The 23899-nt window shown below is 51.9% G+C and carries 21 protein-coding genes and 1 pseudogene; 15 read left to right on the top strand and 7 right to left on the bottom strand.

The window, feature by feature from the left end:
• Positions 1 to 6: 6 nt before the first annotated feature.
• The 4 genes from Z042_RS20475 to Z042_RS20460 are packed head-to-tail and all read right to left on the bottom strand — an operon-like array spanning position 7 to position 4608.
• Positions 7 to 1143 carry an ABC transporter permease gene (locus Z042_RS20475; RefSeq protein WP_024911601.1) on the bottom strand — a complete coding sequence of 379 codons (1137 nt, stop codon included), beginning with the start codon at positions 1141 to 1143 and terminating at the stop codon, positions 7 to 9.
• Complete coding sequence (locus tag Z042_RS20470; RefSeq protein ID WP_037406155.1) at positions 1140 to 2876, bottom strand: ATP-binding cassette domain-containing protein; 1737 nt, start codon at positions 2874 to 2876, stop codon at positions 1140 to 1142. The genes Z042_RS20475 and Z042_RS20470 overlap by 4 nt, the downstream gene beginning before the upstream one ends.
• 9 nt (positions 2877 to 2885) lie before the next feature.
• Positions 2886 to 3872 carry a secretion protein HlyD gene (gene hlyD, locus Z042_RS20465; protein WP_024911603.1) on the bottom strand — a complete coding sequence of 329 codons (987 nt, stop codon included), beginning with the start codon at positions 3870 to 3872 and terminating at the stop codon, positions 2886 to 2888.
• Positions 3873 to 3909: 37 nt separating this feature from the next.
• A complete protein-coding gene (locus Z042_RS20460) occupies positions 3910 to 4608 on the bottom strand; it encodes a transcriptional regulator (RefSeq protein WP_037406226.1) in 699 nt (232 codons plus the stop codon).
• A gap of 326 nt (positions 4609 to 4934) precedes the next feature.
• On the opposite strand from Z042_RS20460, the gene rhlE reads away from it, so the two are divergent.
• Positions 4935 to 6275 carry an ATP-dependent RNA helicase RhlE gene (gene rhlE / locus Z042_RS20455; RefSeq protein WP_024911605.1) on the top strand — a complete coding sequence of 447 codons (1341 nt, stop codon included), beginning with the start codon at positions 4935 to 4937 and terminating at the stop codon, positions 6273 to 6275.
• Positions 6276 to 6482: 207 nt separating this feature from the next.
• Here the strand turns inward: rhlE and Z042_RS20450 are convergent, their stop codons facing one another.
• A complete protein-coding gene (locus Z042_RS20450) occupies positions 6483 to 7502 on the bottom strand; it encodes a hypothetical protein (protein ID WP_024911606.1) in 1020 nt (339 codons plus the stop codon).
• 187 nt (positions 7503 to 7689) lie between these two features.
• Between Z042_RS20450 and Z042_RS20445 the strand changes: the two genes are divergently transcribed.
• Positions 7690 to 8460 carry a CDP-diacylglycerol diphosphatase gene (locus tag Z042_RS20445; protein ID WP_024911607.1) on the top strand — a complete coding sequence of 257 codons (771 nt, stop codon included), beginning with the start codon at positions 7690 to 7692 and terminating at the stop codon, positions 8458 to 8460.
• A gap of 139 nt (positions 8461 to 8599) precedes the next feature.
• The gene (gene dusC, locus Z042_RS20440) at positions 8600 to 9553 is read left to right on the top strand and encodes a tRNA dihydrouridine(16) synthase DusC (RefSeq protein WP_024911608.1); all 954 of its coding nucleotides are present in this window, start codon (positions 8600 to 8602) and stop codon (positions 9551 to 9553) included.
• On the opposite strand, the pseudogene Z042_RS20435 reads toward dusC, so the two are convergent.
• Positions 9526 to 9828 (bottom strand): annotated as a pseudogene (locus Z042_RS20435) (arylamine N-acetyltransferase); the annotation flags it as partial. The gene dusC and the pseudogene Z042_RS20435 overlap by 28 nt on opposite strands.
• A 158-nt stretch (positions 9829 to 9986) precedes the next feature.
• On the opposite strand from Z042_RS20435, the gene Z042_RS20430 reads away from it, so the two are divergent.
• The 7 genes from Z042_RS20430 (at position 9987) to Z042_RS20400 (ending at position 18126) form a co-directional block, all read left to right on the top strand.
• Positions 9987 to 10766 (top strand): HalD/BesD family halogenase, encoded by a 780-nt coding sequence (locus Z042_RS20430; protein WP_024911610.1) that lies wholly within the window; start codon positions 9987 to 9989, stop codon positions 10764 to 10766.
• A gap of 599 nt (positions 10767 to 11365) precedes the next feature.
• The gene (locus tag Z042_RS20425; protein WP_024911611.1) at positions 11366 to 12520 is read left to right on the top strand and encodes a mandelate racemase family protein; all 1155 of its coding nucleotides are present in this window, start codon (positions 11366 to 11368) and stop codon (positions 12518 to 12520) included.
• 158 nt (positions 12521 to 12678) lie between these two features.
• Positions 12679 to 14289 (top strand): ABC transporter substrate-binding protein, encoded by a 1611-nt coding sequence (locus tag Z042_RS20420; protein WP_024911612.1) that lies wholly within the window; start codon positions 12679 to 12681, stop codon positions 14287 to 14289.
• Between the two features lie 250 nt (positions 14290 to 14539).
• Positions 14540 to 15580, top strand: a complete 1041-nt coding sequence (locus tag Z042_RS20415) for an ABC transporter permease (RefSeq protein ID WP_024911613.1) — start codon at positions 14540 to 14542, stop codon at positions 15578 to 15580.
• A gap of 92 nt (positions 15581 to 15672) precedes the next feature.
• Positions 15673 to 16485: an ABC transporter permease gene (locus Z042_RS20410; RefSeq protein ID WP_236849270.1), complete on the top strand. Its 813-nt coding sequence runs from the start codon at positions 15673 to 15675 to the stop codon at positions 16483 to 16485.
• On the top strand, positions 16448 to 17323 hold the full coding sequence (locus Z042_RS20405; RefSeq protein ID WP_045784806.1) for an ABC transporter ATP-binding protein: 876 nt from the start codon (positions 16448 to 16450) through the stop codon (positions 17321 to 17323). The genes Z042_RS20410 and Z042_RS20405 overlap by 38 nt, the downstream gene beginning before the upstream one ends.
• A 26-nt stretch (positions 17324 to 17349) precedes the next feature.
• Positions 17350 to 18126 (top strand): ABC transporter ATP-binding protein, encoded by a 777-nt coding sequence (locus Z042_RS20400; RefSeq protein ID WP_024911616.1) that lies wholly within the window; start codon positions 17350 to 17352, stop codon positions 18124 to 18126.
• 58 nt (positions 18127 to 18184) lie between these two features.
• Here Z042_RS20400 and Z042_RS20395 read toward each other — a convergent pair whose 3' ends face one another.
• The gene (locus tag Z042_RS20395; RefSeq protein ID WP_024911617.1) at positions 18185 to 18748 is read right to left on the bottom strand and encodes a DedA family protein; all 564 of its coding nucleotides are present in this window, start codon (positions 18746 to 18748) and stop codon (positions 18185 to 18187) included.
• 133 nt (positions 18749 to 18881) lie between these two features.
• On the opposite strand from Z042_RS20395, the gene Z042_RS20390 reads away from it, so the two are divergent.
• From Z042_RS20390 to Z042_RS20370, 5 genes are all read left to right on the top strand, one after another.
• On the top strand, positions 18882 to 20201 hold the full coding sequence (locus Z042_RS20390; RefSeq protein WP_024911618.1) for a sensor histidine kinase: 1320 nt from the start codon (positions 18882 to 18884) through the stop codon (positions 20199 to 20201).
• Complete coding sequence (locus tag Z042_RS20385) at positions 20201 to 20812, top strand: response regulator transcription factor (protein ID WP_024911619.1); 612 nt, start codon at positions 20201 to 20203, stop codon at positions 20810 to 20812. Before Z042_RS20390 ends, Z042_RS20385 begins: the two co-directional genes overlap by 1 nt.
• 172 nt (positions 20813 to 20984) lie before the next feature.
• Positions 20985 to 21668 carry an outer membrane protein gene (locus tag Z042_RS20380; RefSeq protein ID WP_024911620.1) on the top strand — a complete coding sequence of 228 codons (684 nt, stop codon included), beginning with the start codon at positions 20985 to 20987 and terminating at the stop codon, positions 21666 to 21668.
• A 218-nt stretch (positions 21669 to 21886) separates the two neighbouring features.
• Positions 21887 to 22816: a D-alanyl-D-alanine endopeptidase gene (gene pbpG, locus Z042_RS20375; protein ID WP_024911621.1), complete on the top strand. Its 930-nt coding sequence runs from the start codon at positions 21887 to 21889 to the stop codon at positions 22814 to 22816.
• Positions 22817 to 22967: 151 nt separating this feature from the next.
• Positions 22968 to 23888 (top strand): DUF808 domain-containing protein, encoded by a 921-nt coding sequence (locus tag Z042_RS20370; RefSeq protein WP_024911622.1) that lies wholly within the window; start codon positions 22968 to 22970, stop codon positions 23886 to 23888.
• Positions 23889 to 23899 lie beyond the last annotated feature (11 nt).

Raw genomic sequence — 23899 nt, 5'->3', positions numbered from 1 at the left:
TTTTCCTCAATCCAGCCGCCGCTGGGTTTTCCAGGCCGTCAGACCGATAAACACCACGGCGGAAGCGATCAAAAACAGCAGGTTGACCAGCAGAACGCTGGCGATATTACCCGCCAGAAACAGGGTTTGCAGCGTACTGACGAAGTAACGAGCCGGAATGATATAGGTCACCGCGCGTACCACGGCAGGCATACTGTCGATCTGGAAAATAAAACCGGAAAGCATGATCGAAGGTAAAAAGGCGGCGTTCAGCGCCACCATCGCCGCATTGAACTGGTTGCGGGTGATGGTCGAAATCAACAACCCCATACCGAGCGTGCTGGCCAGGAATAAACTGCTGATAACGAACAGGATCAGCAAGGAACCCCGATAGGGCACGCCGAGCACGAATACGGCAACCACCATACACAGCACCATCGCGGTCATGCCGAGAAAGTAATAGGGCACCAGTTTGGACAACAACAGCTCACTGCGCGTGACCTGGGTGGAAAGCAGAGCTTCCATGGTGCCACGCTCCCATTCACGGGCGATCACCAGCGAAGTCAGAATCGCCCCGATAACGGTCATGATGATGGTGATCGCGCCGGGAATAATAAAATGTTGGCTGATAGCCGCCGGGTTAAACCAGTAACGCATTTGGATCTCGATCAGCGGCTTATCATCCTGGCCGCGATCGGTGGCGCGCTGTTGCTGCCAAAGCTGCCAGACACCTTGGGTATAGCCCTGCACAAAGTTGGCCGTGTTGGGTTCGCTGCCGTCGGTAATCACCTGCAACGGCGCTTGGTCGGCAGGCCGTGCCATATGTTCGGCAAAGTCGTTCGGGATCACCACCAACCCACGGATGCTGCCGGCCTGCATCATCTGAATCAGCTGTGGGCGGTTATCGCTAATGGTTGGTTCAATATAAGGTGAACCGGCAAAGGCATTAGCCAGATCGCGGGCTTCTTCACTGTGCTGTTCCAGCAGGATACCCAGGCGCAGTTTGCTGGAATCCAGATTGATGCCATAACCGAAGATAAACAGCAGCATCAGCGGGATGACAAAAGCGATCAGGCCACTGCTCGGGTCACGCAGGATCTGCCGGGTTTCTTTCAGGCATAGCGCCCGCAGGCGCCGCCAGGAAAAGCCGCTGCTGTCGCTCATGGATTCTCCTCTTGATCGTAACCCTGAACCAGTTGGATAAACGCCTGTTCCATCGAAGGATTAGGATTGTCGTCACTGGCAACCTGCTGTTTGAGTTCATCCGGTGTGCCAGCGGCAATAATTTTGCCGCGATATACCAACCCGATGCGATCGCAGTATTCCGCTTCGTCCATAAAATGGGTAGTGACCATGACCGTGACGCCTTTATCTACCATCCCATTGATATGCAACCAGAACTCACGCCGGGTCAGGGGATCGACACCCGATGTCGGCTCATCAAGAAACAGAATATCCGGTTCATGCATCAGTGCACAGGCCAGCGCCAGCCGCTGTTTAAAGCCGAGCGGCAAGGAGTCCGGTGTCTGGTTGAGGATCGGGCCAAAGTTAAAGGCGGTAGACATCTCGTTGATTTTGCTGCGCTGTGCCTTGCCGCTCAGGCCATACACGCCGGAGAAAAATTTCAGATTCTGTGCCACGGTCAGGTTGCTGTACAGAGAAAACTTCTGTGCCATATAGCCCAGGTGCTGGCGGGCTTTGCCGGAGCTGGTTTTCAGATCCATCCCCAGCACCAGCGCTTTACCCTCACTCGGCACCAGCAAGCCACACATCATCTTGAAGGTAGTCGATTTACCGGCTCCGTTTGGCCCCAGCAGGCCAAAGATTTCACCGCGCCGCACCTTGAAATCCACATGGTCGGTGGCGGCAAAATGGCCGAATTTTTTGGTTAACGCCTGCGCTTCAATCACCGTTTCTGAGCTATTGCCCGCCACGGTGGGCATGATCTCTGCCAGTGCTGATTTGCTGTTCGGCCCACCACCGAGCAGATCGATAAACGCATCTTCAAAACGCGGTTCCGCTTCGGTTAATTCGGCGGTGGGCAGATCCAGCTCGCGCAAAACCTGTTGGTGATCTTCCCCCTGTTTCAGAATCAAGCGCAGATATTTACCCTGGATCACGCCGTCGCTGACCGCAGGCAGGCAGATCGCCCGTTGCAGCAGCGCCCGGTGGCTGCCAGTAGGAGTGTCAATCAGCACGGTGCGCCCGGCCATACGCTGGGTGAGTTCCTGCGGCGCACCGCTAAACAGCAGCTCGCCCTCGTTCATCAGTAGTACTTCGCGGCACTGTTCGGCTTCGTCCAGATATGAGGTGCTCCACAGGATCAGCATGCCGTCGTTGGCCAGCTCATGCACCATCCGCCACAGCTCACGCCGTGAAATGGGGTCAACCCCCACGCCAGGTTCATCCAGCAGCAACACCTGCGGTTGGCCGAGCAGCGTACAGGCCAACCCGAGTTTCTGCTTCATACCGCCGGAAAGCTTACCTGCCAGCCGCTCGGTAAACCGTGTCAGATCGGTAAAAGTCAGCAGTCGTTCGAAGGTTTGCTGGCGCAATGCGCCGGTGACACCGCGCAGATCGGCGTACAGCGTCAGGTTTTCCATCACCGTCAGATCTTCATACAGCCCGAATTTCTGCGGCATATAACCGAGAATCGCATGCAGTTGGCGATCTTGAGCGATCGGATCTAATCCCGCAACGCGCAGCTGACCACTGCTGGGTTGCAGCAGCCCAGCCAGCATGCGCAGCAGCGTAGTTTTGCCTGCACCGTCGGGGCCGACCAACCCGGTGACCGCGCCACTGTGCAAGGTGGTGGTCAGGCTGGCGACTGCCGGTTTGGCGAGTGAGGGGAAGCGTTTTTCCAGCGCGACCAGTTCAATCGTATGTGCCTGCTCCATCAGCTTTCCTTACGGCTGTGTGAAGCGAAGGGTGACCGGCATGCCTTGCCGTAACGCATCGTCGGCATCGGTGACAATCACCCGTAGGCGATACACCAGATCGGTGCGCAGGTCCGTTGTTTCCACACTTTTTGGGGTAAATTCGGCGGTGGGTGAGACAAAGCCAATCTTGCCGTGGTAAGGCTTGCCAGGGCGGCTGTCGGTATAAATGCTCAATTCTGTGCCCGGAGCGGCTTTGCCCAGATTGGCCTCGTTGACATAGGCGCGTACCCATACCGGTTGGGTCAACGACAGAGTAAACACCGTGCTGCCCGCACCGAGCATGGTGCCAGGCTCAACCGCCCGCGTCAGCACGGTACCGGTGGAAGGTGAGAGCAGCGTCGTATCTTGCAGATTCAACCGGGCCTGAGCCAGTAGCGCTTCAGTTTGGGCCAGACCAGCTTCAGCCTGCGCAATTTCCTGCGGGCGGTTACCGCTCAGATATTGTGCCAGTTTATCTTTCGCTGCCTGTAGGTTGGCCTGCGCCTGGTTACGCGTGGTGCGAGCATCTTCCAGCGCATCGGCGGAAGTGGCCTTTTTCGCCCACAATCCTTGCTGCCGCTGGAGAAAACTGTCGGCATAGTTGAAAGCGGAAAGGCGCTGCGCGACTTCCGAACGCACCTGGGCGATTTCTTCAGCACGATAACCCGCTTGCAACAGGGCCAGCTTGGCACTGGCGTTGTCCACATTGGCCTGCGCTTGCTGCAACGCGTTGACATAAGGGCTGTCATCCAGCTTGCCGAGCAACTGCCCTGGCTGCACGCTGTCTCCTTCATCTACTGCCAAGGTGGCTAACCGCCCGTCAACGCGGAAGCCAAGGTTTACCGTGCGGATATCTACATTACCGTACAGCGTCAGCGGCTTTTCCTGTTGCTGTTGGTACTGCCAGAAGCCGTAGGCAGCAGCGGCGATCAACACGATAATGACGCCGATAATGACCATTCTTTTTTTGTGCATAATGCTTCCTGCCAGTTGCAGTTTGAAAAATAGGCTCTTAAGCACCGTAACGTTGGCGTAGCCCGTTAACCAAGAGATCGATATGTTCTGTCAGCACGGCGCTGATCTGCGCCGCTTCGTCAACGCCGATTTCTTGCCAGCCCGCCTGGCGGCGCACGGTTTCACGCCCCACGCGGAATGCCAACACTTCGCCAATCAACGCATGGGTGTGCAAGACGATCTTGGTTGATTGCGCATCAATACCGGTATAACCCGCTAACAACTGACACAGTTGGTGATGTAATGGCGCGATCACTTGCTGATGGATCAGCGGGTAGGCATCGGTAGGGGAAAGCTGTTCGCGTGACATGATCTTGCTCAGATTGAGCGTTTGCGGCTGAGTCATCAGCGTACTGAAGGCCAGCAGTGCGCGTTTAAGGTAGTACAGATAGTGTTCTGGTGCGCGTTGCGGTGCTGGTAGTGACCAAAAATTATCAATCTCTTCGCTGAGAGCACGAAAAGCCTGTTGAATAAAATCGGCAATCCATTGGGCTACGGCCAGATATAACCCCTCTTTTGAGTTGAAATAATAGGTGATGGCAGCAATATTCTGCCCGGCACGCTGGGCGATTTCTCGGGTTGTGGCCCCTTGAATACCGTATTCACCGAATACCTCAATGGCAGCAGCGATCAATTGTTGGCGCGCCTGCTCACCGCGTGCGCGGCTGGGAATATGCTGATTTTCTGATGGCGGCATGACTGACTCGCAAAAGTTAATCATATGATTGATTAACTTTATGCCTGACGGTATGAAATGTAAACAGCACGCTGGATTTATTGCTGCGTATTTTTCTCTGCGGCCACGTAACGGGTTCTCGTTATGCGAAATTATCCTTTCTTGTGCGAATTCTGTTACAATCAGCCGCTTGGTGCACTGCAGTTTGTGCCAATCCCTCGTGGTATGCTGAGGTTGTTTCGCTAACAAAAATGCGAACACCGCTTTATGCCTCGTCTGAATCATCTCCTCTGGAAGCTGCACCGAACTTTGTTTAGGTTAGAGGGGATCTGGAGTTTTTCTCTACTATGTCATTTGAAACCCTCGGCTTAAGTGCCGATATTCTGCGCGCTGTTGAAGAGCAGGGCTATCGTGAACCTACGCCAATTCAACGCCAGGCAATTCCTGTTGTCTTGGCAGGCCGTGACCTGATGGCCAGCGCTCAGACCGGTACTGGTAAAACGGCGGGTTTTACCCTGCCGCTGTTGCAATTGCTGAGTAAGCACGATCATCCGGTTAAAGGCCGCCGTCCGGTACGGGCGTTGATCCTGACGCCAACCCGCGAACTGGCCGCCCAGATCGGCGAAAACGTCGAAGCCTACAGTAAACACCTGCGGTTGCGTTCGCTGGTGGTGTTCGGTGGTGTGAGCATCAACCCGCAAATGATGAAGCTGCGTGGTGGCGTCGATATTCTGGTGGCAACGCCGGGTCGCTTGCTGGATTTGGAACATCAGAACGCGGTTGATCTATCCAAAATTGAAATTCTGGTGCTGGATGAAGCGGATCGCATGCTGGACATGGGCTTTATCCATGATATCCGCCGGGTGTTGGCCAAGTTGCCCGCCAAGCGCCAGAACCTGCTGTTCTCTGCCACCTTCTCCGACGATATCAAAGCGCTGGCGGGCAAATTGCTGCATAACCCGGCCTCGGTGGAAGTCGCGCGCCGTAATACGGCTTCTGAGCAAGTGGAACAGAGCGTTCATTTTGTGGATAAGAAGCGGAAACGGGAACTGCTTTCCCAAATGATTGGCGAAGGTGACTGGAAGCAGGTGCTGGTATTTAATCGTACCAAGCATGGTGCAAACCATCTGGCCGAGCAATTGAATAAAGATGGTATCACCGCAGCGGCCATTCATGGCAACAAGAGCCAAGGGGCGCGTACCCGTGCGCTGGCCGACTTTAAAGACGGCAAAATCCGGGTGCTGGTGGCGACCGATATCGCCGCGCGTGGTCTGGATATCGATCAGTTGCCGCATGTGGTGAACTATGAGCTGCCAAACGTGCCGGAAGACTATGTACACCGCATTGGCCGGACTGGCCGTGCTGAATGCACGGGGGAAGCGATTTCGCTGGTGTGTGTGGATGAGCACAAGCTGCTGCGCGATATTGAGCGCCTGCTAAAGCGTGAAATTCCGCGTATTGCCCTGCCGGGATATGAGCCAGATCCGTCAATTAAAGCGGAACCGATCATCAATGGCCGCCAGGGGGGTGGCCGTGGTGCACCGCGGGGTAACGGCGGTGGGCAGCGCAGCGGCAACGGTGGCGGCCAGCGTGAAAACCGCGGCAACAGCGCTCGCCCGCAAGGGGATGGCAAGCCGCGTTCCGGGGCACCTGCGCGCCGCCCGCGTAACCGTAAACCGGCAGAATAAGCCATTCGGCTCGCTATAAAGAAACCACTATTGGCGGTTTCAGATTGCTGACAAAGTCCTGGCCGTGAGGCCAGGACTTTAATCTAACTTAACCATACCCATTCCATTGAGTTGTGCTGTCTAAATCAGATGCTGAGAGCTGGATACCATCATCAAAGAAGCTTTATTCATTTCCTCCGTCGTCAAGCCTGAAATTTCTGCACCACTTTATTTATCCGTATCATTTTCTGATTCAATATTCTGTGGTGGAACCCAACAGCGAATACCGGTTTGAGCTTGTAATTCTTGAGGATTATTGGAGGTTATACTCCACTGGCTATCTTGATATTTAAACTCAAGGGCAAATGCCTGATAGTTAAAAGGAGGTTGGTCTGAATGACTTGATGACAATAACGCAAGGTGGAAGCCACTCGTTGGTTTATCAGAAGAATAATTGTCCCACAAGTTTTTGAACTGAGTGGTATATTTCCCATCGGCACGGCACAATAATTCTATTTTATATTCACCAGCGGTAATGTTGGCGATGGCTAGAGCTTCGGAACCGGAGGTATTCATCCTATCATAAATATGTATGATTCGTTCACCGGGTGCAGCGATGGAAAAAAAATCATAGCCATAGTTAATTGGAGTAAACATAATTGCCATCGGATAATCTTGATGGATAAGAATGGATGTAGGCGCATCATGGAGCGAATACTCCTCAATTCGATGAAAAGGTGAGTTTGGCACATTACCAGCGTATTTATAATTAATGCTTTCTCTATCAGCGTCATCTCGTTCATAAGTCATCCAATCCTGGAATTTATATTTTGCTCCGCCAGCAGATAAATTTAGTGTATTGCCAACACGGTTAACTGAGCCAACACTTTTTTTGATTTCGGCACTTTCATTTATCTTGGCTAACTCTTCAGGCAATATTGGTAAATCTGATTTTTCGATGTGGGTTGATATAATAAAGTTAACGCTTTCTGCATCAGTCAGTAATGTAATAGGCAATACTGGGGTATTTGCAGGTATCTTGATGCGCTGAATTGTACTATAAGTATTAATAATATTTTCTTGCTCATTCTTGGGAGCATCATCAGGTGTTGTAACCAGAAGTGGCTTGACGGTGTCAACTGTACCGGTGTGCTCATTTTTGGCAATAACTTTTTCTGCTTGCAATGACAGGGGGATAAATAATAGAGGGGAAAGAATACTGAAAAAAATGAATTGCCGTTTAAACATAATAATTTCCTTTCGCATGAGTTCTGTAATGGTGCTGAAATAGTTAACCGATATCAATGAGGGTAAAACATCTAACTGATTGAATATGATGTACAATGTAAGTTTCGACGTTTCCCGGTACGCCATGCAGCGAGAGCTCGGTTTCTGGTGGCCCTCACATGTAGGTTATAAGACAGAGAAATACCTGATGAAGCTCACTCATTTATGCATCCGGCACGGGTTATTGCTGTTGGCGGTATTATTGCTGGCAGGATGTGCACGTTCAAACGCCTTGTGGAACGTGGTGGATAAACTCTGCATGGTCAATTATCAGCAAAAGCATGACCCGGCTCCTTGCCAGCAGATTTATATGCCACCAGGTCAAGGCAAAGAGCAGGGGTTCAGTGTTATCCAAAACCCACGTTATCCTTACCATTTTATTCTAGTCCCTACTGCACCGTTATCAGGTATTGAAAGCCCGCAACTTTTGCTGGATGGACGCACGGATTACTTTGGCTACGCCTGGTTGATGCGTAATCTGTTAAGGTTCGAATATGGAAAGCCAGTTCCTGACGAGATGTTGGGAATGGCGATTAATTCGGCTTACGGTCGCAGCCAGAATCAGTTGCATATTCACCTGACCTGCCTGCGTGAAGATGTGTACCGCCAACTGCAGGCGGAACGTCCATATATACAGGATAAGTGGTTACCATTGCCCGATAAATTATTGCGCCACACCTACTATGCTCGTCGGGTTGTGCAGCCAGCTGCGATGGGTATTTACCCGATCAAATCCGTAGCCGATTATTTTCAGTTATCGCCGCAGCAGTTAGCAGAATACGGTGTCGCGTTGGTGCCAACCCTGTTCTCGGGGCAAAAAGGTTTTATCCTACTGACCACAAAACGAGGTTGGGATAGCGGCAACCGTGCGTCGGTAGAATCACTGTTGGATAAAGAGTGCGCGATTTTGCCGCGTTAACGCTTCTTGAGCACTTGCTGGATGAGGCTGCTTAGGGGATTGGTAGCATTCATTGGATATCAGCAAGATATTGCCATCAGGCTTGTCTGCTGCGGTCTTTCGCCCGTATCATGGCGCCTCTTTTTTAGCGAGGGAAGTCATGCGCGTATTTTTGGCTCCAATGGAGGGGGTTCTTGACTCTCTGGTGCGGGAGTTGCTCACCGAAGTGAATGATTACGATCTCTGCATCACCGAATTCCTGCGCGTGGTCGATCAACTGCTGCCCGCTAAATCTTTTTATCGCCTCTGCCCTGAACTTTCTCATGCCAGCCGCACGCCGTCGGGCACCTTGGTACGAGTTCAATTATTGGGCCAATATCCGCAATGGCTGGCGGAAAATGCCGCTCGAGCGGTGGAGCTGGGGTCATATGGGGTCGATCTGAACTGCGGTTGCCCTTCAAGGCATGTTAACGGCAGCGGCGGCGGTGCGACGTTATTGAAAGATCCCGAACTGATCTACCAGGGGGCCAAAGCCATGCGTGCCGCAGTGCCAGCGCATTTGCCCGTTTCGGTTAAAGTGCGGTTGGGGTGGGATTCTGGCAGCCGCAGTTTTGAAATTGCCGATGCGGTACAGCAGGCCGGTGCCAGCGAATTGGTGGTGCATGGCCGCACTAAGGAAGATGGTTATCAGGCCGATCGTATCAATTGGCCCGCTATTGGTGAGATTCGCCAACGTTTATCCATTCCCGTGATCGCCAACGGTGAAATCTGGGATTACCAGAGCGCGCAAAAATGTCTACAGGTGACCGGCTGTGATGCCGTGATGTTGGGGCGCGGCGCGTTGAATATCCCTAACCTGAGCCGGATGGTAAAGTACAATGAACCGCGTATGCCCTGGCCGCAGGTGGTGCAGTTGCTGCAAAAATATGTCCAGTTGGAAAAGCAGGATGATACCGGTTTGTATCATGTAGCACGCATCAAACAGTGGTTGGGCTACCTGCGTAAAGAGTACCTGGAAGCCACTGCGCTGTTTACCGAGATCCGTGTTCTGAAAACATCAGGCGATATCGCACGGGTCATTAACCGCTACACCATCACATCAATAGCAAAATAGCGCTTTAATGCCGCCCGATGCTCCTGTTCTGAATTTAGCGCTGATTCCATTCGTTGATGATTCTCCGTGATGATCAGCTTTGATTCACTCAGGGTGATACGGCCATTGTGCGTTGGGCGTGTGCAGAGCAACTTTTGGGTAAAGTGTGACCGCGGAGAGGTGCTGTGATAATGGCACATGTCAGTAAAATCTTGCGTTTCCCGTGGTCGCAAAGTGAAACGGTACAGCGTCTGGATATGTGAGCGTGACGAGTCACTGCGGCGCATCAGATAGTAATATTTATCCTTTAGCTCAAGATGGAAAGTGCCACTGACCTGCGGTTGTAGATCAGTAGTGGTGAGGAAGCCTGACTCTTAACATATTTTCGTTATAACAATGACGAAACATTCTGTACATTGATTTTACATGTCAGAAACTCGGAGCGAAGAATATGATGCAGCAGCTGGCACAAATTGTGAATTTATCGACCAATCCCCTTGAGGATGCGGTGTTTATTGCCCGCAGCAAACAGACGTTGGATCAGCACGGAGTGCTGGTTTTGCCGGGGTTTTTGCAAGCTGATGCTCTCGCGGCTATCCGGCAGGAAGGCATGGAAAACCGCCACGGTGCGTTTTATGCCACCAACCAGCACAATGTTTACCTGAGGCCGCAGGATGAGAACCTGCCTGCCGTTCATGCGCGCAATTGGCTGGTGACCTCCTCCAAAGGTTGTATTACAGACGATCAAATCCCGGCAGACTCAGCGTTGCGCACGCTGTACAACGCGCAAGCGTTCCGGGCATTTCTCTGTGCAGTGTTGGATGAACGGCAGCTTTATTCTTACGCCGATCGCCTCTCTTCGATCAATCTGCACTATGCCCATACTGGGCAGGAACTGGGCTGGCATTTTGATAATTCCTCTTTTGCCATCACATTGCTGATCCAGAAACCTCAAGCCGGTGGCATTTTTGAGTATGTGGAAAACCTGCGCGATGCCGACCGTGGTGAAATGAACTATGACGGCGTGAAGCAGGTACTTGATGGTGAAGTTATGCCTAAGCGGTTGGCGATCAACGAAGGGGATCTGGTGTTATTCCGTGGGCGCAATGCCATGCACCGTGTCACCCCTACCGCAGGGGAAACCACGCGTATGCTGGTGGTGCTGGCGTATAACGCGCAGCCGGATATTGCGCTTTCAGAAAGCGCCAGAATGACCTTTTATGGCCGGCTATAACGTAGAGGAAAGGGGCATTGGGTTTTTGTGAGGGCAGTGCTCAAGCCCAAACCAATGCCCTTCAGCCGGTAACACAAGGTATAACAAGTATATTTAGCCCTTCTGAATAATTTCTTTTTTTATTGCTAACTGGAATGTGAAGAATTTATTCAAGCATGCGGATGTTGTCTGAATGCAGCCGGCAATTTGGCATTTTCCTGCTTTCATCGTGATATTACTCACAGATCCTTGTGCATCCGCCCAAGTGGAAACCCCATTATCGAATCAATTTGTATTAATCTCCTAATGACTATTGGGTGAAGATCCTCAATACTCTCAGTATGTGAAATGTCATTTCTTTTTAAATGAAAGATTATTTTATTTAATGAGTGTGCGGGTTCCGGCATTAATTTAAATATACCCGTCGTACTTCAAGCTGCATGTGCGTTGGCTACGCTTGCCAGCTTCCTGCAACTCGAATTATTTAGGGTATAGGGTATTCTCGACGCGGAAATAAATTTTTTCTTCGCCTTTTTCTGCGGTTTTGGTGAGTTATTACTTGATTTTATTCTGTGTAAACACAGAGATTTAGGGGCCAATATTTTGAGGCAGGTAACACAATGAAAATAGAGTCTGTTAACGTTCAGGTATTTACCTATCCTACCCGTCGCGTTTCCGATAGCGCGGGGCATTCTCATCCCGGCGAGGAATCGCTGGCGAAAATGGCGATGTTGACCATCACCTGCGACGATGGCAGTGCGGGCTATGCCTTTGCACCGCCGGAGGTGATCCGCCCGCATATTATCAACTCCTTTTTTCGTAAGGTGTTGATTGGGCAAAATCCTTTCGATCGCGAGCGGTTATGGAACGATCTGGTGCATTGGCAACGCGGCAGTGCTAATCAACTGACCGATCGTGCGCTGGCGATTGCCGAGCAAGCGATCTGGGATATGCTGGGGCGTAAGCTTGATTTACCGGTGCACAAGCTGTTGGGCGGTTATCGTGAGAAGGTGCCTGCTTATGGCAGCACCATGTGCGGCGATGAGCTGGCCGGTGGCCTGTCAACGCCGGAAGAATATGGCCGCTTTGCCGAACAACTGGTGGCTCGCGGCTATAAAGCGATCAAACTGCATACCTGGATGCCGCCGGTATCCTTCTCACCCAGCCCGCAGATGGATGTGCGTGCCTGTGCCGCGGTTCGCGAAGCCGTGGGGCCGGATATCGCTCTGATGCTGGACGGTTACCACTGGTATAGCCGCAGCGATGCGCTCTATATCGGCCGCGAGCTGCAAAAACTCAACTTCGCCTGGTTTGAAGAGCCGATGGAGGAGCAGAGCATGGCTTCTTACGTCTGGCTGACGCAGAACCTGGATATCGATGTGATCGGGCCAGAAAGCCTGTCAGGCAAGCATTTCAGCCGTGCAGACTGGGTCAAGGCTGGGGCTTGTGACATTTTGCGTGCCGGTGTGCAGGGCGTTGGTGGCATCACGCCTTGCCTGAAAGTGGCACATCTGGCGGAATCCTTCGGTATGGACTGCGAGATCCATGGTAACGGTGCGCCGAATCTGGCGGTGGTCGGGGCTATCCGCAACTGCCGTTGGTATGAACGTGGCCTGTTGCATCCGTTCCTTGATTATGAGGAGCCCGCAGCCTACCTCAACAGCATCATTGATCCCATGGATGCAGAGGGGTTTGTGCATCTGCCGACGCGGCCTGGATTGGGCGAAGATATCAACTTCGGCTATATCGAGGAGCATCGGATCGCGCAGGAATAAAAACGGTTTTTCTACCCTAACTCATTCGGGTTGCAGGCAGGCGGCGGTGTAGTGACAAATTGTTCCTAGGCCGAATAACAACGTTAACGCACCTGCAATCTGAAATATGACAGGGATATAACAATAAAATCTGAGTTCTATCCCACCTGGAGATAGTCATGAAAATAAAATGGACATTACGTACTCTCTGCCTTTCCCTGCTGCTTGCCACGGCGTTGCCAACCACCGTTGGCGCAAAAACCCCTAATGATCAACTGATTGTTGGGATGAATATGAACAACCTGCTTTCCCTCGATCCGGCGGCGATGACCGGCAATGATGCGGTCAGCATTATTGTTAATCTCTATGACTCATTGGTTGAGCTTGACCCCACCAATTTGAGCAACGTTTTACCCGGCGCGGCGAAAAGCTGGGAAATCAGTGAGGATGGCAAACTGATCACCTTCCATTTGCAGGAAGGAGCAAAATTTCACTCAGGTAACCCACTGACAGCGGAAGATTTTGCCTGGTCAATGAAGCGCCTGTTGAACCTGAATATGGCGCAGGCCACTACCTGGAAATCTTACGGATTTACTGCCGACAACGTGGAAAAAATGATCCGGGCTACCGATCCGTTGACCATCGAAATCGAATTACCTAAGCCAACCGATCCCAAACTGGTGATCTACTCGCTGGCAACGTTGGGAAGTGGTTCGATCCTCGATCGCGCAACGGTGATGCAGCATGAGAAAAACGGTGATTGGGGCAACGGTTGGCTGACCACCAACGAGGCCGGTTCCGGGCCGTTCAAGCTGGACGTCTGGCAGGCAAAAGATGTATTACGTATGAGCCGGAATGACGATTACTGGCGCGACGATGCCAAGGTGAAGCGCGTGATTTTCCGCCATATGACGGAATCACAGGCGCTGCGCCTGATGATCGAAAAAGGGGATATTGATATTGCGACCGGCATGTCGGTGCCTGATATCAACGCGTTGAAGAGTGACCCGCAGATCGTCATTGATGATGTGAGCAAAGGCACTATTTATTACGTTGCCATGAGCCTGAAAGAGCCGCATTTCGCTAATCCGAAGGTTCGTGAAGCGGTGCGTTCCCTGATCGATTACGACGGCATCAACAAAACTATCATGCCCGGTTATGGTTTATACCATCAGCGGCCGATTCAAAAAGGCATGAGCGCCACGCTGCCGGACCCAGGTTATAAGCTGGATGTTGCACGTGCCAAAACGCTGCTGGCGGAAGCAGGCTATCCTGACGGCTTTACCACCACCCTGCGCGTGCTGGCCGATCCACCGTTTATCAACATTGCTACCTCGGTGCAATCTACGCTGGCTCAGGCTGGAATCAACGCCAAGATCATGTCGGGGACGGGCAACCAGGTGTATGGCGCCATGCGCGATCGTCAGTTCGATATGCTGGTAGGACGCGGCGGTGGCGGTGTCGATCCGCACCCGCACTCCAGCCTGCGTTCGATTGCCTATAACCCGGATAATAGTGATGCGGCCAAGCTGACTAACTTCCAGGGGTGGCGGACCTCATTCTATGACCAGCAATTGAACGAATTGATCGATCAGGCGCTGGTTGAGAAGGATCAGGAGAAACAGAAGCAAATGTATATCGAGGTGCAGAATCGTTACGATGCTCTGTATCCCGCTATTCTGCCTATTTCTCAGATGGTTGATTCGGTGGTCGTGCGTAAGGATATTATTGATTATATTCCACATCCGTCTTCCACCACGCATTTACGTAGCGTGTATAAACAGCGTTAATTTATTTATTCAAGGGCAATGGCTGATTAAATAAGCCATTGCCTGTTATTCGCATCTGATTAATACGGGAAATATACCCGTCATACTTCAAGTTGCATGTGCGCTGGCTACGCTCGCTTACTTCAGTCACATAGGTATCTATGCTCCTGGGGATTATCGAGTTTGCCACCTTCGCGTAACTCGAATTATTTAAGGTATAACATATGACGGATTTGGGCATTATTATCCCGCATCATTGCGCGAGGGAAACATGAATTTCTCTGATTGGTTACAACCTAATGGCTTATTACGCCGCCTGACCAAGCGATTATTGCAGGTGGTGGTAACGCTGTTTGGTTTATTAATATTGACGTTTATCATTGGCCGGGTGATGCCTATCGATCCGGTGCTGGCTATCGTTGGACAAGATGCGGATCAAAGTACTTATCAACAGGTCTACCAGCAGTTGGGGCTGGATAAACCGTTGTGGACACAGTTCTTCATCTATCTGGGATCGCTGGTACATGGGGATTTAGGCAATGCGTTGCTGACCGGTCGCCCGGTGGTTGATGACATTATCCGGGTTTTCCCGGCCACCATTGAGCTGGCTACCATGGCGATCATCGTGGGGGCTGGTTTGGGGGTTCCGCTGGGCGTGATGGCGGCTGCGCGCCGCGGCAAGCTTGCAGATTATATCGTGCGCTTTATCAGCCTGGCGGGCTATTCCACGCCGATCTTCTGGGTCGGGATGATGGGGCTGCTGGTGTTTTACGCCTGGCTGAATCTGGTGGGTGGCGCAGGGCGGGTTGATATGGCCTACGATGGCCTGGTTGATAACCGTACTGGCCTGTTGCTGATTGATTCTGCGCTGGCGGGGGAATGGGAAGTGTTCCGCAGCGCCCTGAATCACCTGGTGTTGCCTGCCACCATTCTCGGTTTCCACTCGCTGGCGTATATCAGCCGAATGACGCGCAGCTTCATGCTGGCGCAGCTCTCGCAGGAATACATCATCACCGCCAGGGTGAAAGGGCTGTCGGAGTTTCGCGTACTCTGGTCGCACGCTTTTCGCAACATTCTGGTGCAACTCCTCACGGTAGTGGCTCTGGCGTATGGCTCATTGCTGGAAGGGGCGGTACTGATCGAAACCGTCTTCTCCTGGCCTGGCTTCGGATCTTATCTGACCGGGAGCCTGCTGCTTGGTGACATGAATGCGGTGATGGGGTGTGTGTTGTTGGTCGGGCTGATTTTCGTCACGCTCAATCTGATCTCCGACATGTTGTATCAATTCTTTGATCCGAGGACCAATGCATGAATATCTCCTCTGAACCGGCCCTGCAAACGCGCCCTTCCGCTGCAACCAGCGGTAAGTTGGGGCTGTTCCTGCGCAGCGTGCTGGATTTCCTGATGTTGATGCTGAAGAACCCGCTGACGGCCATCGGTGCAGCTATCGTATTCCTGCTGATCCTGGTGGCCGTGTTTGCTCCGCTGCTGGCCAGCCACGATCCGTTGGCACAAGATCTGGCGAATGCGTTGCAGGCTCCGGGGGCAGCACATTGGTTCGGCACCGACGAATTTGGCCGTGATCAATACAGCCGGCTGGTGTATGGCTCACGTATCACGCTGTATATCGTGGCGCTGGTGTCGGTAACCGTTGGCCCTATCGGCCTGATGCTCGGTGTGGTAGCAGGTTACTTTGGCGGCAAGGTAGATATGGTGCTGATGCGCGTAACCGATATCTTTATCTCTTTCCCCAGCCTGGTACTGGCGCTGGCCTTCGTCGCGGCGTTAGGCCCAGGGTTGGAGCACGTGGTGATTGCCATCACGCTGACCGCCTGGCCGCCGATTGCGCGTTTGGCTCGGGCGGAAACCCTTTCGCTGCGTAACGCGGATTTTATCTCGGCGGTGAAACTGCAAGGCGCTTCTCCGCTGCGCATCCTGCTGCGCCATATTGTGCCGCTTTGCCTGCCGTCGGTGATTATCCGTATCACCATGAATATGGCTGGCATCATCCTGACAGCGGCTGGCCTGGGCTTTCTTGGCTTGGGTGCGCAGCCGCCTGACCCAGAGTGGGGGGCGATGATTTCCAGCGGGCGGCGTTACATGATGGAGTGCTGGTGGCTGGTGACGATCCCAGGGCTGGCTATTTTGTTAAACAGCCTGGCATTCAACTTTTTAGGAGATGGCTTACGTGACATCCTCGATCCTAGAACTGAATAAACCCGCCCCGTTACTGGAGGTGGAAGACCTGCGCGTCAGCTTTGTCAACGGCTCGCGGGTAACCGATGCGGTGCGCGGGGTATCGTTTACCCTGGGTAAAGAAAAACTGGCGATTGTGGGGGAGTCGGGTTCCGGCAAATCCACCGTCGGGCGGGCGCTGCTGCGCTTGCACCCCGGCAGCGCGCGTATTACGGCTAAGAAGCTGCGTTTCGCCGATGTCGATCTGCTGGAAGTGAGTGAAGCCACTATGCGCCAGGTGCGCGGCAAGCGGATGTCGATGATTATGCAGGACCCGAAGTATTCGCTGAACCCGGTGGTCTGCGTCGGCGATCAGATCGCTGAGGCGTATCTGGCACACCATAAGGTATCGCGCACGGAGGCAAAAGAACGGGTGATCGCGATGCTCAACGTGGTACGTATTCGCCAACCGGAGCGGGTTTATGGGCTCTATCCTCATGAAGTCTCTGGCGGCCAGGGGCAGCGTATCATGATCGCGATGATGCTGATTACCGGGCCAGAACTGGTGATCGCCGATGAACCCACCTCTGCGCTGGATGTTTCGGTGCGCTTGCAGGTGCTGGCGATGCTGGACGATTTGGTGGAGGAGCGCGGCCTGGGGCTGATTTTTATCAGCCACGATATCAACCTGGTGCGCAGTTTCTGCGATCGGGTGCTGGTGATGTATGCCGGCCGAGTTGTGGAATCCATTGCTGCCTGCGATCTGGATAACGCCCAGCATCCATACACCCGTGGGCTGCTGAATGCACTGCCGGATATCGGGCAGCGCCGGGCAACGCTGCCGGTGATGGTACGCGATCCCGCCTGGCTTGACGGTTAAGGAGCAAACCTATGTCAGTTGCAACCATGATTGAAGTAAAAAACCTTAATCTGAAATTCGGGGAAGGGAGCCAGCAGAATCAGGTACTGTTTGACGTTAACCTCAGGGTGAACAGCGGTGAGATTTTTGGCCTGGTGGGTGAGTCGGGTTCCGGTAAAACCACGGTGTTGAAATGCCTGGCCGGGCTGTTTAACCACTGGACGGGTGAATTGGCGATTGATGGTCATCCTTTGCAGCACCGGATAGAGCGCCAGCGCTGCCGTAGCGTGCAGATGGTGTTCCAGGACCCTTACGGTTCGCTGCATCCGCGCCACCGGGTAGAAGCGATTCTGGAAGAACCGTTAGCCATTCACGGTTTCAGCGATCGCGATCGGCGTATCGACAGCATTCTGGATAAGGTGGGTTTGAGTGCGGCATTCCGTACCCGTTATCCTCATCAACTGTCTGGCGGCCAGCGCCAGCGCGTGGCGATTGCCCGGGCGCTGATTCTTGAGCCGCAGGTGTTGTTGTTGGATGAACCCACCTCGGCGCTGGATGTTTCGGTACAGGCGGAGATTCTCAACCTGTTGGCGGAGCTACAGCAACGGGAGAAACTGACCTACCTGATGGTGACGCATGATCTGGGGGTGATTGCCCATCTGTGCCACCGGGTGGCGGTGATGCAGTATGGGCGGATTCTGGAGACGCTGGATACCGCCGATCTCACCACCAATACGCCAAAGACGGCATATACCACCATGCTGGTTGATGCCAGCCGCAGCTATAGCCGCGATCTGGCACAGGCTGCGGCGCGCATGCAGTAGCGCCCGTAATGGCCTATGGGTCTTGCCAGTGGCCCATAGGTCTGGGTAGACAGGGGCGTTATTCTGCGTGGTGGCGCCGCCACCAATAGCGCAATAACAGGATGATAACCAGCACCAAGGCACAGAACAGCAGGCTGTAAAGCTTTTTGTCGTAGCTGCTGACGAAGTTCTCTATGGCCTGGCCACCAAAATAGCCGAGCAGTACGAAAAAGCTTGCCCACAGAATGGCGCCCAAGATATTCAGCGGGATGAAACGTGAAGGGGGAAGTTTACTGGCGCCAATCAGCACCGGGCCGATAATGCGGAACCCATACATAAAACGCACGCCGATAACGAACAAGATTGGATGACGGGCAATCAGCTTTTGCGCCCGTTCAATGCGCGGCTGCGGGTGCTTGAAACGTGAAATGGCATAGTCACCAAAGTAGCGGCCAGCAAAATAGAGCAGCTGATCGCCCAGCGTGCCGCCGAAAGCCACCACCGCAATCACTAAAGGTAAATGCAGTAATCCGTTGTGTGCTGCAATCCCCCCGAGCAAAGTGATGGTTTCCCCTTCCAGCAAGCAGCCAATCAACAACGCCCAGTAGCCATATTGCGTGATATAATGCGCCAGCTCCGTCATTTTTTCCCTTATTGATTACGATGATGCAGGATATTAAGCACGGGTTACCGGGCGGTTTTGATATCCTTGATATATAGAATGACGCTTTAAACGCAGTATTAATAACGTTATCCAAGGATAACATGGAATTATTATGCTCAAGATTTTTCTCTGGTTGGCTTTATCCTTGTTCTCCGGTGGCGGGCTGGTTATTTATACGTTACAAGACCAATATGAAGAGCACTCGGTCGCTTTTCGTATTTTATATCGTGACGTTACGGTAAAGTTATCTCAGCATGAAACTATCCTTTCATTGCTGTCGGTGACCAGCGATCCTTCCGTACTGCAACAGAAATTTCCACAGATTCTTGCCTGGAAACCCCTGCCACATACGGCATCAACCTATACGTTATTGCCTGCGGGGAATGGTACGTATTGGGTCAGCGCCCAGCATTTTGCGTTGTTGATTGATCTTAAAGCGTTATTGGCTGAACTTCCTCAAAGCCATTATTTTCAGCATATTCGTTTGAACTGGCAAAATACGCCGTTGATTGAGCTGGGGGCTGCCGATCAACCCACGTATTGGCAATGGGATAAAGAACTCAGTAGCACAGCGCAACCTTTTGAATTATCGGCGGGTAATGATCCTGACTGGGCGCGGTTACCCTGGTTATTACTGCTGCTATCCTTACTGTTCTGGGCGGGGATTATTTATTTTACCAGTCAATATCGTATGCAAAAACGCCAGCGCAATATTGCGGTGCTGCGTGAGCATTTCTCCGAGCTGACGCGGCTGAATGCTATGGGGGAGATCACTGCGGGTATTGTGCATGAGCTGAACCAGCCTTTGACCGCGATTCTGGGGTATAACCAGGCCGCTTTGCGCCTGATTGACCAACAGCAGATAGACAAAGTGCCACCGTTGCTTGATGCGGCGGTGACGCAAATAAAACGCATCAGTGCCTTGTTACAACAATTCCGGCAAAAATTGGCGAACAGCCAAGCGGCTTTCCAAAAGGTCAATCTGGGTAAGATCTGGCAGCGAGTCACTATGCTGCTGGAAAATGAGATAAAACGCGATAAAGTTAAAATTATTAATAAAATACCTGATAACTTCCCTGATTTTCTAGCTGAACCTCTGTGGATTGAACAAATCCTGCATAACATCGTCACCAATGCCATTCAGGCACAGCAGCACAAGGCGACGGGTGATGCCTGGGTGGCAATCAGCGCCGAACAATCCGCTGAAGGCATGACTATTGTGATTACGGATGGGGGGCCGGGGCTGTCTGAGCAAGCATTACAGCAAGTGTTTATTCCTTTTTTCACCACGCGCCCAGAGGGGTTAGGGTTGGGGATGGCACTGACAGAGACGTTGGTTCAACGGCTCAACGGCAATATTAAAGCGGAAAACAGTGCCGGACAGGGGGCTTGTTTTACCCTGTGGTTTCCTTTTAACACTCAGGAGGAATAATGGAACAGCTTATCTACCTGATTGATGATGACCAAGCAATCCGTTGTTCGCTCAGTTCATTATTGTCAACAATGGGTTGGCAGACGGTAACCTATGAAAATGTTCTGGATTTTCAGCAGAAAATAGAGGAACCGCAGACCTTATCAGGGTGTTTACTGCTGGATATCCGTATGCCGGGTAAAACGGGCCTGATGCTGCTTGAGGAATGGCAACAGCAGGGTCTGGAAATACCGGTCATCATTATGACCGGCCACGGTAATATTGAGCTGTGCCGTCGCGCATTTAAAAAGGGAGCCTTTGAATTCCTGACCAAGCCCATTGATGCAGATTTACTGATCGAAACCGTAGGGGGCGCTTTGGAACACCAGCGCCAGTGGCAGAAACAACGGAAAGAAACCATCGAGTTAAAAGAAAAATTTAATACCCTTTCGGTACGTGAACATGAAATTGCCCTGCTGATTATGGAGGGTAAGTCCAGTAAAGAAATTGCCAATGATTTAACGCTGTCACCGCGTACCGTGGAAGCACATCGCGCTAATCTATTTACCAAGCTGGAAGTGAATTCCCTGGTCAAATTGATTAAAACTTATGGTGGTCTATTTATTAAGTAAAAATACCTAGAAGGTTAGGTAATTGACCGAATAGTTTCTCTGCCATCGCCTGGTTATTCTAACTCAATTGATAGAGTTGATGTTAAAGAAGCCAGGCGATGATGGAGTTTATCCCATTTTTAAGCCTCGTTTTAATTACCATCATAATGATATATTTTTCAAGCGAGGACGCATGAATATTAAACCTTTGGTACTGGTGGTTTCTCTGGCGACTGTTGCCGGTAATGCTGTTGCTGATGGCTCTTTGCAGGGCTATTACGGAACGCTCAAATTGTTGCATGCGGAACAGTCAGCAAGAAATATGGATACCAGCAGCCGCCCAGGCGTTGGGAGTTTTATTAGCGGTGATGAAAAAGAACGCTTCTTCAATGGTGCGGTTGCTGCCGGATATCAGTTTGGCAATGGCTGGCGTACCGAAGGGGAATATGTTTTCAAGAAGAAATCTGAATACACCAGCGGGTCGAGCATTTTCACCAGCAGCTTTAATCATCATAAAGTTGATGCGCAACGTTTGATGCTCAATGTATTCCGCGATTATGAGCTGGGCTATGATTTCTCTGTTTATGGTACTCTTGGCTTAGGTATCGCCAAGGTAAAATCTGATGGCTGGCAGGGTAACCCATCGCGTGAATACGCGGCCAGCACACAGAATAACCTGGCTTACTCGATTGGTGCAGGGGTGAGTTATGCGCCTATTGAACGTATTAGCATCGATTTGGGTTATCGCTACGTGGATATGGGGAATATCGAAAGTGGCTTCAATAACTTCAATAACGTTAGAGGATTGAAAGATGAGCAAATGAAAGCACGCTTGGTTTCCAACGAATTTGTGCTTGGTGCGCGTTATCTTTTCTAATCTCTAATTAATAATTTGAGTAATTCAAATTGCAGAAAGGTGGCAGCAACGCTGTCACTTTTCCTCCGCGTATGTGCAAACCTGTACATACGCGGGGTATAGGTATTTCGCTTCGACAGAATTTGTCACAAATTAGCAGCTCACAATCACAGTGCCAATTCCATATCCCTCACTTATAATTCAACGCATTAATATCCCACCTTATCAGTGACAGAATAATGCATGTGAAAATCCGAATTTTGGTTTTATCCCTGCTCGCTTTGCAGGCGAGTATTGGTGTGGTGCCGCGTACGCTGGCCGGTGAACAGACGGCGAAATTGCATGCTACCCAACCTGAGTTGGCCTCCGGCAGTGCTATGGTGGTGGATATGCAAAGCCATAAGGTGATTTATGCACGCAATCCAGATGAAGTGGTGCCAATCGCGTCGATCACCAAGCTGATGACGGCGATGGTGACGCTGGATGCCCGTTTGCCGTTGGATGAAATGTTATCGGTGGATATCAGCCAAACACCGGAAATGAAAGGAGTGTATTCACGCGTGCGTCTGAACAGCGAAATCAGCCGCAAGGAGATGCTGCTGTTGGCGCTGATGTCGTCGGAAAACCGTGCAGCAGCCAGTTTGGCCCACCATTATCCTGGGGGATATAACGCGTTCATCAAGGCGATGAATGCCAAGGCCAAATCTCTTGGCATGACTCATACGCATTACGTGGAACCTACCGGGTTGTCGATTCATAACGTTTCTACGGCGCGTGATCTGACCAAATTACTGATTGCCACGAAACACTATCCGCTGATCGGTCAACTCAGTACCTCAACTGAACACATGGCAACCTTCAAAGATCCTGGCTACACGTTGCCGTTCCGTAATACCAACCACTTGGTTTACAACCAGGCATGGGATATTCAACTGACTAAGACCGGTTTTACCAATCAGGCAGGGCATTGCCTGGTGATGCGTACCGTGATTGGCAACCGTTCTGTGTCGCTGGTAGTGTTGGATGCTTTTGGTAAATATACCCATTTTGCGGATGCCAGCCGCCTGCGTACCTGGATTGAAACCGGCAAAGTGAAACCTATCCCGGCGGCAGCGCGTGACTATCGCCGCCAGAAAGACGCCCGCCTGGCGAATAACGAAGCGGAGTAAGGTGATTGCCTCCCTTGCCGGGCTCCGGCAGGGGATTTTCTCTCTACCAGATGTTCTTTCCCGTGTGATTAAAGTCGTGACCTCTTCCCGCCCGTGACTTATCCCGCTACGCTAATGCATGTTTCGTATTTTTTATTAAGGATAACCGACTGTGGCTGGAACTAGCTTACTTACCCTGATTGACGATATTGCTTCGTTACTTGATGACGTTTCACTGATGACCAAGATGGCGGCGAAAAAGACCGCCGGAGTATTGGGGGATGATTTAGCGCTCAATGCGCAGCAAGTCTCAGGGGTTAGGGCTGACCGCGAATTGCCGGTGGTGTGGAGCGTAGCAAAAGGGTCTTTTATCAACAAAGCGATTCTGGTGCCGCTGGCGTTATTGATCAGCGCTTTTGCGCCTTGGGCGATCACGCCGTTATTGATGGTTGGCGGTGCTTACCTTTGCTATGAAGGCTTTGAGAAGATCTACCACAGCCTACGGCACAAGCCGGCTACCGATTCAGAAAATGCAGCAGAGTTGAACACCGATGAAGATGTCGCGGCTTACGAGAAACGCAAAATCAAAGGTGCTATCCGTACCGACTTTGTGCTCTCTGCTGAAATTATCACCATTACTCTGGGAACGGTGGCAGCGGCAACCTTCAGCCAGCAAGTGATGGTGCTAGGTGGAATTGCTATTGCGATGACGGTGGGGGTGTATGGTCTGGTGGCGGGCATCGTCAAACTCGACGATCTGGGATTTTATCTCAGCCGTAAACGCAGCGCTCTGGCACAAGCGATAGGGAAGGGGATCGTGAATGCTGCGCCTTACCTGATGAAAACGCTGTCAGTGGTTGGCACTGTGGCCATGTTTATGGTCGGAGGTGGAATTTTAACCCATGGTTTACCGGCGGTGCATCATCTGTTTGTGAATTGGGCTGGCTATACCGCCGTGATCCCTACCGTGGGTGGGTTGTTCAACAGTGTGCTTCCGGTACTGCTAAATACCTTGTTTGGCTTGGTGGCCGGTGGAATTGTGATGCTGGCGATCGCTGGGCTTGGGGCAGTACGTTCGCGTTTTAAAGCCTGATAATTTCAGGC

The sequence above is a fragment of the Chania multitudinisentens RB-25 genome, from assembly GCF_000520015.2.
Taxonomy (GTDB): domain Bacteria; phylum Pseudomonadota; class Gammaproteobacteria; order Enterobacterales; family Enterobacteriaceae; genus Chania; species Chania multitudinisentens.
This window is presented reverse-complemented; position numbering and strand designations above follow the sequence as displayed.